The sequence below is a fragment of the Rahnella variigena genome (assembly GCF_003610915.1).
Taxonomy (GTDB): Bacteria; Pseudomonadota; Gammaproteobacteria; order Enterobacterales; family Enterobacteriaceae; genus Rahnella; species Rahnella variigena.
On the sequence record NZ_NSDJ01000001.1, the window covers coordinates 1,487,778 to 1,503,252 of the forward strand.

The 15,475-nt window shown below is 50.5% G+C and carries 12 protein-coding genes; 8 read left to right on the forward strand and 4 right to left on the reverse strand.

The features are described from left to right. Window positions 1-66 precede the first annotated feature (66 nt). The 3 genes from sgrT to CKQ54_RS06835 all read left to right on the forward strand — a co-directional run bounded on the left by sgrT (window position 67) and on the right by CKQ54_RS06835 (window position 2,483). Entirely contained in the window at window positions 67-252 is a 186-nt protein-coding gene (sgrT, locus tag CKQ54_RS06825; protein ID WP_120161934.1) for a glucose uptake inhibitor SgrT, read from the forward strand. Window positions 253-508: 256 nt separating this feature from the next. Further along, window positions 509-1,672, forward strand: coding sequence for an MFS transporter (locus CKQ54_RS06830; RefSeq protein ID WP_120161933.1), 1,164 nt, complete (start codon window positions 509-511; stop codon window positions 1,670-1,672). A 121-nt stretch (window positions 1,673-1,793) separates the two neighbouring features. After that, the gene (locus tag CKQ54_RS06835; protein ID WP_120161932.1) at window positions 1,794-2,483 is read left to right on the forward strand and encodes a hypothetical protein; all 690 of its coding nucleotides are present in this window, start codon (window positions 1,794-1,796) and stop codon (window positions 2,481-2,483) included. A gap of 65 nt (window positions 2,484-2,548) precedes the next feature. Here CKQ54_RS06835 and leuD read toward each other — a convergent pair whose 3' ends face one another. Genes leuD through leuA form a run of 4 tightly spaced genes read right to left on the reverse strand, consistent with a single transcriptional unit; the run spans window position 2,549 to window position 7,247 of the window. After that, on the reverse strand, window positions 2,549-3,151 hold the full coding sequence (gene leuD, locus CKQ54_RS06840) for a 3-isopropylmalate dehydratase small subunit (protein ID WP_120161931.1): 603 nt from the start codon (window positions 3,149-3,151) through the stop codon (window positions 2,549-2,551). Between the two features lie 10 nt (window positions 3,152-3,161). Further along, complete coding sequence (gene leuC / locus CKQ54_RS06845) at window positions 3,162-4,562, reverse strand: 3-isopropylmalate dehydratase large subunit (RefSeq protein WP_113876338.1); 1,401 nt, start codon at window positions 4,560-4,562, stop codon at window positions 3,162-3,164. A 1-nt stretch (window position 4,563) separates the two neighbouring features. After that, the gene (gene leuB, locus CKQ54_RS06850; RefSeq protein WP_120161930.1) at window positions 4,564-5,655 is read right to left on the reverse strand and encodes a 3-isopropylmalate dehydrogenase; all 1,092 of its coding nucleotides are present in this window, start codon (window positions 5,653-5,655) and stop codon (window positions 4,564-4,566) included. A gap of 2 nt (window positions 5,656-5,657) precedes the next feature. Beyond that, window positions 5,658-7,247 (reverse strand): 2-isopropylmalate synthase, encoded by a 1,590-nt coding sequence (gene leuA, locus CKQ54_RS06855; RefSeq protein ID WP_120161929.1) that lies wholly within the window; start codon window positions 7,245-7,247, stop codon window positions 5,658-5,660. 741 nt (window positions 7,248-7,988) lie between these two features. Between leuA and leuO the strand changes: the two genes are divergently transcribed. From leuO to cra, 5 genes are all read left to right on the forward strand, one after another. Then, entirely contained in the window at window positions 7,989-8,936 is a 948-nt protein-coding gene (leuO, locus tag CKQ54_RS06865; RefSeq protein WP_120161928.1) for a transcriptional regulator LeuO, read from the forward strand. A 294-nt stretch (window positions 8,937-9,230) separates the two neighbouring features. After that, on the forward strand, window positions 9,231-11,027 hold the full coding sequence (locus tag CKQ54_RS06870; RefSeq protein WP_120161927.1) for an AMP-dependent synthetase/ligase: 1,797 nt from the start codon (window positions 9,231-9,233) through the stop codon (window positions 11,025-11,027). Window positions 11,028-11,449: 422 nt separating this feature from the next. Next, window positions 11,450-13,168 carry an acetolactate synthase 3 large subunit gene (gene ilvI, locus CKQ54_RS06875; RefSeq protein ID WP_113876341.1) on the forward strand — a complete coding sequence of 573 codons (1,719 nt, stop codon included), beginning with the start codon at window positions 11,450-11,452 and terminating at the stop codon, window positions 13,166-13,168. Between the two features lie 2 nt (window positions 13,169-13,170). After that, window positions 13,171-13,662 (forward strand): acetolactate synthase small subunit, encoded by a 492-nt coding sequence (gene ilvN / locus CKQ54_RS06880; RefSeq protein ID WP_013577020.1) that lies wholly within the window; start codon window positions 13,171-13,173, stop codon window positions 13,660-13,662. A 167-nt stretch (window positions 13,663-13,829) separates the two neighbouring features. Then, on the forward strand, window positions 13,830-14,834 hold the full coding sequence (gene cra, locus CKQ54_RS06885) for a catabolite repressor/activator (RefSeq protein ID WP_113876342.1): 1,005 nt from the start codon (window positions 13,830-13,832) through the stop codon (window positions 14,832-14,834). Window positions 14,835-15,475: the final 641 nt, after the last annotated feature.

Consider the following 15,475-nt stretch of genomic DNA (forward strand, 5'->3'; position numbering starts at 1 on the left):
TCTTTCCTCATATTACGCTGATACTGTTTCTCAACGAAAGCCTGTTGTGAATCACCGGAGGTCAGCATGAAACGCAGTCTGAACGCCCGTTTCTATCAGCGTTATTTTGAAGCCATCAAAAAGAACGCCTCTAAAAATCATGCAGACTGGCTGTCCTGGATTCCGGTGCAATACCGTCTGGATATTCTGTCCCGTCTTACGCAGTGGGATATGGAAACGCTGGACGACGAGCAATACCGCCGGCGACTGTGACTTCAGGTCTGACTAAATTCGATTTTCTGAGTAATGGTGTATTGTCACCAGCCAGTGAGGAAACTCACTGGTTTTTTTATTCGTACACCCTTCACATTTCGAGCCGCAGACGCGTTGGCCGCTCTTACTCACCCGAATCACTGACCTGTGTCAGCTCATCGGGATTCGTGCGCTTGCCGCCTTTCTGCAACTCGAACTATTTTGGGTATACACTGTATGTTGTGCTGTAAGACATTCATTTCTCAGGGACGACGTCATGCCAAAACCTCGTTTTAATCGTATTTATGTCACCTTTCTGGTGGTCTCCTTGCTGTGCGGCGTGGCGGGTGCATTACAGGCGCCGACGCTGAGTCTGTTTCTGACCAACGAAGTGAAGGTCCGTCCGCTGTGGGTGGGGTTCTTTTATACCGTTAACGCCATCGCCGGGATCGCGATCAGTTTTCTGCTGGCTAACCGTTCCGATAACAAAGGCGACCGGCGGAAATTGCTGATGTTCTGCTGCCTGATGGCGCTGGGTAACAGCCTGGTGTTTGCCTTTAGCCGCGATTATCTGGTGCTGATCACCGTCGGCGTATTGCTGGCGGCGATAGGCAATGCGTCGATGCCGCAGCTGTTTGCGCTGGCGCGTGAACATGCGGATCGCTCCGCCAGTGAAGTGGTGATGTTCAGTTCGATGATGCGTGCGATGCTCTCGCTGGCTTGGGTGCTGGGCCCGCCGCTCTCTTTTATGCTGGCGCTGAATTACGGCTTTACGCCGATGTACCTGAGTGCCGCCGCAGTGTTTGTCGGCAGCATATTAATGATCCTTTTCTTCCTGCCGTCAGTGCCGCGCCTTGAACAGCCGGTGGATGAAAAAGCCGTGCCGGTTAGCGCCTGGCGCAACAAAGATGTGCGGCTGTTGTTCTTTTCCTCCCTGCTGATGTGGACCTGCAATATCATGTATGTCATTGATATGCCGCTGTACATCACCCGTGATTTGGGGCTGCCGGAAGGGCTGGCGGGGCTGCTGATGGGAACCGCTGCCGGACTGGAAATTCCGGCGATGTTGCTGGCGGGTTATCTGGTCAAACGTACTGGTAAACGCAAGCTGATGCTGTATGCCGTGGTAAGCGGTGTGATTTTCTATGCCGGACTGGTGGCGTTTCAGTTCAAAGCCGCGCTGATGATCCTGCAATTGTTCAACGCGATTTTCATCGGCATCGTCGCCGGGATCGGAATGTTATATTTTCAGGATCTGATGCCGGGAAGGGCGGGTTCAGCGACCACACTTTTCACCAACAGCATCTCCACTGGTGTGATTTGCGCGGGGTTGTTGCAGGGCTTTATCGTGGAAAACTTCGGCCACTATCCGGTGTACTGGGCGGCGACTGTGCTGGCGGTGGTGGCACTCGGGCTGATGTATAAAGTCAAAGACGTCTGATTTATTTCACTTCAGTACATTATATATTTATTTGAGCGCCCGTTATCTGATGTCATGGATGTCGGGATGCTATCCAATAGGATCACTCCTTTTGAAATAATCAACAGGGAGTGATCCGAATATGATTCAGATTTGCAATATACGAAAAGAATACAGCCAGTTTGTTATTGAGAATAAATCGAGTGGATTTTGTTTTGGTTTTTGCCTGACTTGGTTAGGCGATATTTTGAAAGAACGCCCGGCACAAAATACCGGTGGTTGGCTGTCAGGGTGGTTTACCTCCACGCCAACAGCTGAGAAGAAAGCCTTCCTGCCTTCCGACTCTGCCCGTTTAAGAAAACTTTTTGAGCGCGCGGCAAGGAAGCAAAATAACTTTTTCCAAAGATATGATGCCAGAGATAAGTGCGCCTCTGGAAAGTCAGAATATGTCGAATTTACAGCTAATTATAAAAACACCCGTCAAAGTGCGAAGGAAAAGATCAGCGGTGTCCCCGGGCTGAATTATCGGTATTTTGAGCGAGATTATTTTAGGCAGTGCGAAGGCGCTGATCACTACAGGGATAAAAATGTACTGACGGGCGTCATTATAACATTTGAATTTTTGGGGCAGGGGGACGTCAGAGCAGGGCACGCTGTGGCATTATTTCGGCTGGGTGAATACGATACTTTATTCCTGGATCCAAACTACGGATTATTTCGCACAAATAATCATCATGTCATGATGGATATCGAACACCTTCTCTCGCAGATATATAAAGAACCGCTGGTTTTATCAGAGGTGATTATCTCAAGGAGATTGAATACAAAATAGCGGTATACGCCGCTATTTTGTATGTTCAGTGTGCCAGGAGGACTAACCCTTCTTTGCTTTGATCATTAATTCATGAAAGCAGGCAGCTTAAGCTCGTAGCTGGAAATGTTTGTTTCATGCTGCAATGTCAGGCCGATGCTGTCCAGACCGTTGATCATGCAGTGACGGCGGAAGCTGTCGATGACGAACGGATAGGTTTTATCGCCCGCTTTAACGGTTTGCGCTTCCAGATCTACTTCGAACTGAATACCTTCGTTGTTTTTTACCAGTTCAAACAACTCGTCGATTTCTGCTTCGCTCAGGGTGATCGGCAGCAACTGGTTGTTGAAAGAGTTACCGTAGAAGATATCGGCAAAGCTTGGTGCGATCACCGCATGGAAGCCGTAATCGGTCAACGCCCAGGGCGCATGTTCGCGGGAAGAACCGCAACCAAAGTTTTCGCGTGCCAGTAAAATGCTCGCGCCTTTGTAACGCGGCTTGTTCAGCACGAAATCAGGATTGGGCATCTGACCTGCATCGTCCAGAAAACGCCAGTCGTTAAACAGGTGCTGACCGAAACCGGTGCGGGTCACTTTCTGCAAAAACTGTTTCGGAATAATGGCATCGGTATCGACGTTAGCTGCATCCAGCGGAACCACCAGACCGATGTGTTGGGTAAATTTAGCCATGGTGTTTTCCTCAGTTCAGTTCACGGATATCAGCGAAACGGCCGGTAACCGCCGCCGCCGCCGCCATTGCCGGGCTGACCAGATGCGTACGGCCGCCACGACCCTGACGGCCTTCGAAGTTACGGTTACTGGTAGACGCGCAACGCTCGCCGGGTTCCAGACGGTCATTGTTCATCGCCAGACACATTGAGCAGCCTGGCAGACGCCATTCGAACCCCGCTTCGATGAAGATCTTATCCAGACCTTCTTCTTCCGCCTGCGCTTTTACCGGACCGGAGCCTGGTACCACAATCGCCTGTACGCCGCTCGCCACTTTACGGCCTTTGGCAATGGCTGCCGCCGCACGTAAATCTTCGATACGGGAGTTGGTGCAGGAACCGATAAACACTTTATCGATCGCCACGTCAGTCAGTTTAATGCCCGGTTGCAGATCCATATACGCCAGCGCTTTTTCAGCAGAAGCACGTTCTACCGGATCTGCAAATGAGGCCGGATTCGGGATGGTCTGGTTTACCGCCATCACCTGACCCGGGTTGGTGCCCCAGGTGACCTGTGGTGCGATCTCAGACGCGTCCAGGGTGACAATGCTGTCAAACTTCGCACCGTCTTCCGTTTTCAGCGTCTTCCAGTACTCCACCGCCGCGTCCCAGTTCTGGTCTTTCGGCGCGAACTGACGGCCTTTCAGATAGGCAAACGTGGTTTCGTCCGGCGCAACCAGACCGGCTTTCGCACCCATTTCAATCGCCATGTTGCACAGGGTCATACGACCTTCCATGCTCAGCGCCTCAATGGCTTTACCGCAGAATTCTACAACGTGACCCGTACCGCCAGCGCTGCCGGTTTTACCGATGATCGCCAGAACGATATCTTTCGCCGTGATACCGGCAGGTGCATCGCCAGTCACTTCGATTTTCATGGTTTTGGCGCGACCCTGTTTCAGGGTTTGCGTCGCCAGAACGTGTTCCACTTCTGATGTACCGATACCGAAGGCCAGCGAACCAAACGCACCGTGCGTGGCAGTATGGGAATCGCCACACACAATGGTCATGCCCGGCAAGGTCATGCCCTGCTCAGGACCGATAACGTGGACAATGCCCTGATACGGGTGGTTCAGGTCATACAACTGAACGCCAAATTCCGCACAGTTTTTAATTAATTCCTGCATCTGGATGCGCGCCATTTCGCCGCTCGCATTGATGTCTTTGGTTTGCGTGGACACGTTGTGGTCCATGGTCGCAAAGGTTTTACCCGGCTGGCGCACCTGACGGCCCATCGCGCGCAAGCCGTCAAAAGCTTGCGGAGATGTCACTTCGTGAACCAGGTGGCGGTCGATGTATAACAATGGCGTTTCGTTTTGTGCTTCATAAACGACGTGCGCATCAAACAATTTCTGATACAGAGTTTTGGCCATGTTATGCCCCTTCTTTCACAAAGCGGGCAATGATATCGCCCATTTCACTGGTGCCCAGTGCCTGCTGACCGTTAGCCAAATCCCCCGTACGGTGTCCGGCTTCCAGTGCTTTATTGACAGCCTGCTCAATGGCATTGGCCGCGTCATCCGCACCCAGGCTGTAACGCAGTAACAGCGCGGCAGACAGGATTTGTGCAATCGGGTTAGCGATATTTTTACCGGCGATATCCGGCGCTGAGCCACCCGCAGGCTCGAACAAACCAAATGCCTGCTCGTTCATGCTGGCAGAAGGCAACATGCCCATGGAGCCGGTGATCATCGCGCACTCGTCAGACAGAATGTCGCCGAACAGGTTGGAACACAGCAGCACGTCAAACTGTGACGGGTCTTTTATCAGCTGCATGGTCGCATTATCGATGTACATGTGGCTCAGGCTGACATCCGGATAATCTTTAGCGATTTCGTTAACCACTTCGCGCCACATAATGGAAGTCTGCAACACGTTCGCTTTATCGATGGAGGTCACTTTGCTGCGGCGTTTGCGCGCAGATTCAAAGGCGATACGGGCGATACGCTCAATCTCAAAGCGGTAATACACTTCGGTATCAAACGCTTTCTCATGCATACCCTGACCTTCGCGGCCTTTAGGCTGACCGAAATAAATGCCACCCGTCAGTTCACGCACACACAAAATATCGAAACCTTTTGCGGCGATGTCGGCACGCAGCGGGCAGAATTCTTCCAGCCCCTGATACAGACGGGCAGGGCGCAGGTTGCTGAACAGTTTGAAATGTTTGCGCAAGGGCAATAATGCGCCGCGCTCAGGCTGATCGTTTGGCGGCAAATGTTCCCATTTCGGGCCACCAACGGAACCGAACAAAATGGCATCTGCTTGTTCGCAACCGGCGACGGTCGCTTCCGGCAACGGGCTGCCGTGTTTGTCGATGGCTGCGCCACCCACATCGTATTCGCTGGTGGTGATCTTCAGACCAAAACGCTGACGTACTGCTTCCAGAACTTTATATGCCTGGGCCATAACTTCCGGGCCAATTCCGTCTCCGGGTAAGACGGCAATATGATGGGGCTTGCTCATGTTCACACCGTTTCCTGATTATTTTGAATGTTGTTGTGTTGCTGACCTGACTGCTGCAAACGTTGTTTTTCAATCTCAACTTGTTTGCTGCGCCAGATGTTATTCAGTACGTGCACCATCGCTTTTGCGGAGGATTCGACAATGTCCGTTGCCAGGCCGACACCGTGGAAACGGCGGCCATTGAAGGAGACGACCACGTCAACCTGGCCCAGTGCATCGCGGCCCTGGCCTTTGGCGCTCAGCTGGTATTTCACCAGCTCAATCTGATAACCAGTGATGCGGTTGATGGCCTGATATACGGCATCCACCGGACCGTTGCCGGTGGCGGCTTCGGTGATAATTTCATCGCCGCAGGACAAATTGACTGATGCAGTGGCGGTAATTTTGGAGCCGGACTGCACGCTGAAGTTATCCAGACGGTAGAACTCAGGCTCTTCCTGCTGCTTGTTAATGAAGACCAGTGCTTCTAAATCGTAGTCGAAAACCTGACCTTTTTTGTCGGCCAGCTTCAGGAACGCGGCATACAGATGATCCAGATTGTAATCGGCTTCTTTGTAGCCCATTTCTTCCATACGATGCTTAACGGCAGCACGACCGGAGCGGGAAGTCAGGTTCAGCTGAACCTGATTCAGACCGATGGATTCCGGGGTCATGATTTCGTAGTTTTCGCGGTTTTTCAGCACGCCGTCCTGGTGGATACCGGAGGAATGCGCGAAGGCGTTAGAACCGACAATCGCTTTGTTGCCCGGGATCGGCATGTTGGTGATCTGGCTGACAATCTGGCTGGTGCGGTAGATTTCTTTGTGATTGATGTTGGTGTGAACGTTCATGTAGTCGCTGCGGGTGCGGATTGCCATGATCACTTCTTCCAGCGCAGTGTTACCGGCACGTTCGCCGATACCGTTCAATGTGCCCTCAACCTGACGCGCACCGGCCTGAATCGCTGCGATGGAGTTACCGACTGCCATGCCCAGATCGTCGTGGCAGTGAACGGAAATAATCGCTTTATCAATGTTAGGCACGCGTTCATACAGGTTGGTGATAATGCCACCGAACTGAACCGGTGTGGTGTAACCCACGGTGTCAGGAATGTTAATGGTGGTCGCCCCGGCTTTGATGGCAGCTTCTACAACGCGGCACAGGTTATCCAGCGGGGTACGTCCTGCATCTTCGCAGGAGAATTCGACATCATCGGTGTAATTACGGGCGCGTTTCACGGAGTGAGTTGCCATCTCCAGCACCTGATCAAACGAACGCTTCAGCTTGGATTCAATATGCAGGGTAGAGGTGGCCAGGAATACGTGGATGCGGAAAGCTTCTGCTACGCGCAATGCTTCGGCGGCGGCGTCGATATCACCGTCCACACAGCGGGCCAGACCGCAAACCCGGCTGTTTTTGATCTGACGGGCAATGGTTTGTACAGACTCGAAATCGCCGGGAGAAGAGACCGGGAAGCCGACTTCCATCACGTCAACGCCCATCCTTTCCAGCGCCATTGCAATTTGAATCTTCTCTTTAACACTCAGGCTGGCCTGTAACGCCTGTTCACCGTCACGCAGCGTGGTATCGAAAATAATGACTTGCTCGCTCATGGGTTGTTCCTTGTCTGCTTTTATTTTCGCGCCCTGCGGAGAGATAAAAAAAAACCCGCGCATCGGCGCGGGTTTATTGTCTGTGGAAGTTGAAATCAGTTCTGATTTTCGCCCACTGGCTTACCGCGCAAATTTTCTGCGTTGAGTAGTAGGCCTAGGAGACGGGTAATCATAAACATGTGTTTCAGCTTCTCGTAATCAGGTGGTCAGAACGTACATCGTTCAAACAGTGCTTAAAGTGATACGGGAATGTGTGCGGTATGTCAACCTTCAAGGTGTGGAAATTTAAAAATGATAATTCATCTCATTTAGCATTAAAAACTAGTTTGCCAAATGTATCTGGAACGAAGGTTTTTGTTCATTCAGGCGGCAGTAAAGAAAAAAAACAGTCTCAAAATGGACATTAACTTATCTGGTCAATAGTAATAAACTATTGAATACAGTGGGTTATAAATGATTTAGTGGAGCTTAACTTATTATTCATTTTCCGCATGTTGTTTCTATAAACATTTTATTGTTCTATATCATCAGTTTTGCCTAGATGAAATTAAGATAGCATTTATCTTTCTGATTATTGGAAATGAGAGCCGATTTCTTTCCGAAAATAGAATTCATTGCGTTACTGAATTCATCTGCTGGTTTTTTGTATGCCCGAATTCATTTCGGTGACATTTTATTAAAAACGAATAATTAAAGGTAATCAGTCTTAAACAGGCTGAGGTATCTTGAATAGGAAATGTAATGTCCGATCTGACTACAGACAATCAAACTAAACCTCCTGAAGCGGAAACACACCTTCGCAATGTAGATTTGAATTTGTTAACGGTATTTGATGCCGTGATGCAATTACAAAATATTACTCGCGCAGCTAATATGTTGGGGATGTCCCAACCGGCGGTGAGTAACGCCGTCGCCCGGTTAAAAATCATGTTTAATGATGATTTGTTTGTCCGCTTTGGGCGTGGGATCCAGCCAACAATGCGAGCGCGCCAGTTATTTGGCCCCATCCGACAGGCTCTGCAACTGGTGATGAACGAACTCCCGGGAGCGGGTTTCGATCCTAACGTGAGTATTCGTGAATTCAATGTGGCGATTTGCAGTCCGCTGGACAAACGTCTGACTTCGCAGGTACTGAATGCGGTCGACACTTTATCGACGGATGTCAGTATTAAATTGCAAACCATTGTGAATGACAATATTGAGCATCAGTTACGTTATCAGAATATTGAATTCATGATCAGTTATCGTAAATTCGACCGCCCGGACTTTTGTAATCAGGCGTTATTTAATGATGAACTGGTTTTAGTGGCGGCACAAAAACATCCGCGGATAAGTCCGCATATGTCAGATGAAAAATATCTGAAAGAAAAACATGCGGTCATGATGCTTGATCGTTTTTATTCATTCAGTTCACCTTATTATGATGACCCCGAAATGCATTCTCTGATTGCTTATCAGGGAACAGATCTTTCCAGCGTAATGGAAATAGTGTCGAAAACAGATATGGTCGCGCTGGTACCGCGCTGGATGGCACAATCGAGTGCCGGAATATTAAATCTGTCCGTGATACCGTTACCCTGGATGAAGAACAATCTGACGTGCTACCTGTCATGGCATGAATCTTCCAGTAAAGATAAAGGCAATATGTGGATGAAGTCGTTATTAAGCCAATGCATTCTTTCTTTATAGCGGGTGACTCTGATACGTCCCATTTTTACTGTGTTTCCTTACACAGTAAAAATGGCTGGTTATGGTTTTCTTTGTGGTTTTTTATCCTGCCTGGTTTTTGCGCCTCGTTAGAGCCACGCAGGTTTTTTTCATTTCTAAAAGTCCTTCCTGGTTTTCCAAAAGAGCACCTGTGCTTCTACAATTTGATTTCACCGTGCAATGTTTGCCGGTAGACTGCGTTAAATCTTTGTAACAGAGCTATGCAGTCAGCTCCCTCCTTTATCTGATTGCGCTGGACGCCGGTATAGACGCTCAATGAATCCAACCTTAAATGACTACCACCTGATCACCCGTTTTCGCCATCAAGTCATCAGCCGTGCTGAAAAAATTGCATTCCGTGAATGGTCGCCTGTGGCTGAAAGCACGCTCACCTGGCGTGAACTCGGTGAGAAAGTCGATGCGCTGTCCGACGTTTTGCTTCAGGAGAACGTGGGTATCCAGGAGCGGATCGCCATTTGCGGAAAAAACTCGATGGCCTGGGCGATGACCGATCTGGCGATTTTGCAGTTACGGGCCGTCACCGTGCCCGTGTATGCGACCAATACCCCCGCGCAGTCTGCATATGTGCTTAATGATGCCGATATCCGCATTTTGTTCGTTGTCGGGCAGAGTCAGTATGATGCGGCGGTGGCGTTGCGTGAACTGTGCCCGCAACTGAAACATATCTTTGTGCTCGATAACGACGTTGATTTGCGCGGTGTGTCCATTGCCCGGCATGTTTCAGGCATTGTTCCTCAGGACAGAGTTTTGGCGGCTGAACGTGAGGCGCGGGTTAACGCCTGTGACCTCAACGATCTCTTCACGCTGATTTATACTTCGGGAACAACGGGGGAGGCGAAAGGCGTCATGCTCGATTACGTCAGCATGGCGACGCAACTAAAGCAGCATGAAAAACGCCTGAGTATTTCTGACCGCGATGTCTCGTTATGCTTCCTGCCGCTGGCGCATGTTTTTGAGCGTGCCTGGAGTTTCTTCGTTATGCACAGCGGCGCGCAGAATGTTTTCCTGCGTGAAACCGATTTGGTGCGCGATGCGTTGCAGGCCGTTAAACCCACAGTGATGTGCGCCGTTCCGCGTTTCTACGAAAAAGTGTTCAGCGCCATACATGACAAAGTGGCTCGCGCCGGAACCTTAAAAAAACGACTGTTCCACTGGGCTGTCGCGCAGGGCAAAGAGAAGTTTCTGACTGAACGCCGTAAAGCGCGTTATCCCTTCTGGCTTTCCCCGGCGTATTTCATCGCCGATAAACTGGTACTGAAAAAGCTGCGCAATCTGCTGGGCGGAAATTTACGCTTTCTGCCGGCAGCGGGCGCCAGTCTTGACGATAACGTGATCTTGTTTTTCGAATCACTTGGTTTGAAAATCAAATACGGTTACGGTCTGACAGAAACCTGCGCCACCGTTACCTGCTGGGAAGAAAACGATTTCCGCTTCGGTTCGGTCGGGACAGCGTTACCCGAAATTGAAGTGCGCATTGGCGAAGAAAATGAAATCCAGGTTCGCGGCCCGACGCTTTTAAGAGGTTATTTTAATAAGCCGGAAGAAACGGCGGCCAGTTTTACGGCTGATGGCTGGTTTAAAACCGGCGATGCCGGAAAAATGGACTCAGAAGGCAATGTGTTCATCACCGAACGGCTGAAGGATCTGATGAAAACCTCGGGCGGCAAATACATTGCGCCGCAGCGTATCGAAGGCACGCTGGTGCAGGATCGTTACATTGAGCAGGCGGCGGTGATCGCCGATGAACGTCACTTTGTTTCCGCGCTGATTGTGCCTGATTTTGACGTGCTGAACGTTTACGCGCAAAACCATCATATCGATTATCTGAACCGCACCGGGCTGGTTAAAAACGAGCAAATTCTTTCACTGTTTGCGCATCAGTTGCGCGAGATCCAGCATGAGCTGGCCGGTTTTGAGCAGGTGAAAAAATTTGTACTGCTGACCAAGCCTTTCACGATGGAGGATGGTGAGCTGACCCCGACGCTTAAGTTGCGGCGCAAAATCATCTTCAGCCGATATCAGAAAGAAATCGACCAGCTTTACCGCGAGTAATTCCTTCCGGATCTGTTTCCCCTTTTCCCTGCGCAATTACCGGCAAACATGCGTTTGCCGGTTTCATCCTCATTTGTATGTCCGTCACGGACATAATTTAATACTGTAATTTTTCGGGCCTTCCTGATATTTCTGACTGGTTGTTACTCTCAGGCAGTGTTTTGTGCCGGGCAGAAGAATGAAGGCAGTGCGAGCCGATATAACGATATTTCCTGACCCTTTTTGGCGTTTGCCTGACTCAGATTCTGACGCTAAGGTACTGAGTTAGGTTTGTGAACGCCAATAAGAACAGCAGGGTTTTTTAATCCCGATAGAAAGTCCTAAAATTCAGCGGTTTCCCCCATAAATCGTTGCCTGATAGAACAGCTAGCTGAAATAAAAAGTCATCCTATAGAAGAAACAAAAAGCCTGGAGGCAAAACCATGGAGATGTTGTCAGGAGCCGAGATGGTCGTCCGGTCGTTAATCGACCAGGGCGTTAAGCACGTATTCGGTTATCCCGGCGGAGCGGTGTTGGATATCTATGATGCCCTGCATACGGTCGGTGGGATAGATCATGTGCTGGTGAGACATGAACAGGGTGCTGTTCATATGGCTGATGGTTATGCGCGCGCCACGGGTGACGTGGGCGTGGTGCTGGTGACTTCAGGTCCCGGCGCAACCAATGCGATCACCGGTATTGCCACGGCTTATATGGATTCCATTCCACTGGTGGTGCTATCAGGTCAGGTCCACAGTTCACTCATTGGTTATGACGCGTTCCAGGAATGCGACATGGTGGGCATTTCCCGCCCGGTGGTGAAACACAGTTTTCTGGTAAAGCGCGCGGAAGATATTCCGACTGTGCTGAAAAAAGCGTTTTATCTGGCGTCTACCGGCCGTCCCGGGCCGGTTGTCGTTGACCTGCCAAAAGACGTGGTGAATCCGCAGATCAAACTGCCTTACGCCTATCCTGAGCAGGTAACAATGCGCTCCTACAACCCGACGGTACAGGGCCATCGCGGGCAAATCAAACGTGCCGTCCAGACCTTGCTGGCGGCTAAAAAACCGGTGCTGTACGTCGGCGGCGGCGCGATCAACTCTGAGTGTGATGCTGAGCTGCTGCAGCTGGCAGAGAAACTGAATCTGCCGGTAACCAGTTCTCTGATGGGTCTGGGCGCTTTCCCTGGCACGCATCGTCAGAGCCTTGGCATGCTCGGTATGCACGGCACTTACGAAGCCAATATGGCGATGCACAGTGCGGATCTGATTTTCGGCGTAGGTGTGCGTTTCGACGACCGTACTACTAATAATCTGGCGAAATATTGCCCGAATGCGACAGTCATGCATATCGATATCGACCCGACGTCCATTTCTAAAACCGTGAATGCGGATATTCCCATTGTCGGTGATGCAAAACAGACACTGGTTCAGATGCTCGAATTGCTGGCACAAAGCGATGAAAAGCAGGAATTCGATGCGCTGCGTGACTGGTGGCAAAACATTGAAAACTGGCGCGGCCGCGAATGCCTGAGCTACGACAAAAATACCGGCACCATCAAGCCGCAGGCGGTTATCGAAACGCTGCACCGTCTGACCAAAGGCGATGCTTACGTGACGTCGGATGTCGGCCAGCATCAGATGTTTGCTGCGCTGTATTATAAATTCGACAAGCCGCGACACTGGATCAACTCCGGTGGCCTCGGCACGATGGGCTTTGGCCTGCCAGCCGCGCTGGGTGTAAAACTCGGTCTGCCGGATGAAACAGTGATTTGCGTGACCGGCGACGGCAGTATTCAGATGAACATTCAGGAACTGTCGACTGCACTGCAATACGATTTGCCGGTGATCGTGGTGAACCTGAACAACGGTTACCTCGGCATGGTAAAGCAGTGGCAGGACATGATTTACTCCGGCCGTCATTCCCAATCCTATATGCAATCTCTGCCTGATTTTGTGAAACTGGCGGAAGCTTACGGGCACGTGGGTATCGCAATCCGCACGCCGGATGAGCTGGAAAGCAAACTGGCGCTGGCGCTGGAACAGAAAAATCGTCTGGTATTTGTGGATATCAGCATAGATGAAACAGAACACGTTTACCCGATGCACATCCGTGGCGGTGCGATGGACGAAATGTGGTTAAGCAAAACGGAGAGGACCTGATCATGCGCCGGATTTTATCAGTTTTACTGGAAAACGAATCGGGCGCGTTGTCCCGTGTAGTCGGCCTGTTCTCTCAGCGTGGCTACAACATTGAAAGCCTGACCGTGGCACCCACTGACGATCCGACCCTGTCACGCATGACCATTCAGACCGTCGGCGATGCCAAGGTGCTCGAGCAAATCGAAAAGCAACTGCATAAGCTGGTCGATGTACTGCGCGTGACCGAGCTGGTACAGGGCGCTCACGTTGAGCGTGAAATCATGCTGGTGAAGGTGCAGGCTTCAGGCTATGGCCGTGAAGAAGTTAAACGTTCAACTGAGATTTTCCGTGGTCAGATCGTGGACGTCACCGCCACGCTTTACACCGTTCAGCTGGCGGGAACCAGCGACAAGCTTGACGCATTTTTAGCCAGCATCCGTGATGTGGCTGAAATTGTGGAAGTTGCACGCTCCGGCGTGGTCGGTGTTTCGCGTGGCGACAAGATTATGCGTTAAAGCTCAAATAATCAGCAAGATGTGAAGTTTTGCTGATAGTTAAAAGCCCGGCTCATGAGCCGGGCTTTCTTTTTTGCGAGTCAGGTGAAGCGATTCGGTAAAACACCTTGCCCGGCAGGGGCTTCTGCGGTTAGATAAAGCATTATCTTTATTAAGGGGTTTGCTCAGTGAAGCTGGATGAGATCGCGAGGTTAGCGGGCGTTTCGCGTACCACGGCCAGTTATGTGATTAATGGCAAGGCGAAACAGTATCGTGTCAGCGATAAGACAGTCGAGAAAGTCATGGCTGTCGTGAAGGAACATAACTATCACCCGAACGCGGTGGCAGCAGGTCTGCGCGCCGGTCGAACCCGCTCTATTGGTCTGGTGATCCCTGACCTGGAAAACACCAGCTACACCAAAATTGCCAATTTCCTTGAGCGGCAGGCCCGTCAGCGTGGCTATCAGTTGCTGATTGCCTGCTCTGAAGATCAGCCTGATAATGAAATGCGTTGCATCGAACATCTTCTGCAGCGTCAGGTTGATGCCATCATCATTTCCACGTCTTTACCGCCGGAACACCCTTTCTATCAGCGCTGGGCTAACGATGATTTCCCGATCATTGCGCTCGACCGTGCCCTGGACCCTGAGCACTTCATCAGCGTGGTCGGGGCCGATCAGGAAGACGCACTGATGCTGGCGCAGGAATTGCGCACGTTCCCGGCTGAATCGGTACTCTATCTCGGCGCACTGCCGGAGCTTTCTGTGAGCTTCCTGCGTGAACAAGGATTTCGTCAGGCCTGGGCTGATGATCCCCGTCAGCCGAAATACCTTTACGCCAATGCCTACGATCGCGAATCGGCTGCCGTCGTCTTTGCTGAATGGCTGAAAACCAACCCGATGCCACAGGCGTTATTTACCACCTCATTCCAGTTGTTGCAGGGTGTCATGGACGTGACGCTGAAAACGGAAGGGCGGCTGCCGGTCGATCTGGCGATTGCCACATTCGGCGATAACGAGTTGCTCGATTTCCTGGAGTGTCCGGTTCTCGCTGTGGCGCAGCGTCACCGTGATGTGGCTGAACGCGTGCTGGAACTGGTGTTGGCCTGTCTCGATGAGCCGAAAAAACCGAAAGCCGGGCTGACCCGTATCCGGCGTAATTTGTTCCGCCGTGGCCGTCTGAGCCGCAAATAAACCTCCTGCGGGCATTCATCCTGACTGCCCGTTGTTTTCCCGTCTCAGCAACACGTTTCATAAGTAACAATGAATAAAGCATCTTGCCGGTTGTGATAATCGAATACGAAAATTCCCATATAACCAGAATGGGTAAATTAAGAACATTCCCAGACTGCTGAATTATTAACAAATGTTTTTGTCTTTCCTGAACTGATATAAACCTGCCAATCAATTTCTAAAATACGTTAATGCTCCCTGCAAAAGTGCTGTAGAATTCCCCGCTTAATTTCCCGCAGTTATGGTCTGACGCGTTGCTGATGAGTTTTGAATCAGCCGGAAGACTGATGTCCTGCGGGTTGGCAGGTAAAATGATGATGATGTAGACGTGACAGCCATAAAAAAACTGAAAATGATTTTTGTTATGGCAAAACAGTCAGGAAATGAGAGTTAGCTAGCAGAAGAATATAAATAGTTAAATAATGTTCAGTTTGGCTTTTTTTTAAACGAAATTATTAACCCTCCGAAATTTCTTCAACTAATCATGACGTTATTTTCTCTCCCCTTCTAAAAAACATCATCACCTTGCGCTAAGTAATTGCCTGGCTGCGTAAATAATGCCAAACCTTCTCTGCTCTGGCTTGACAAGGTTTTAAAACCAT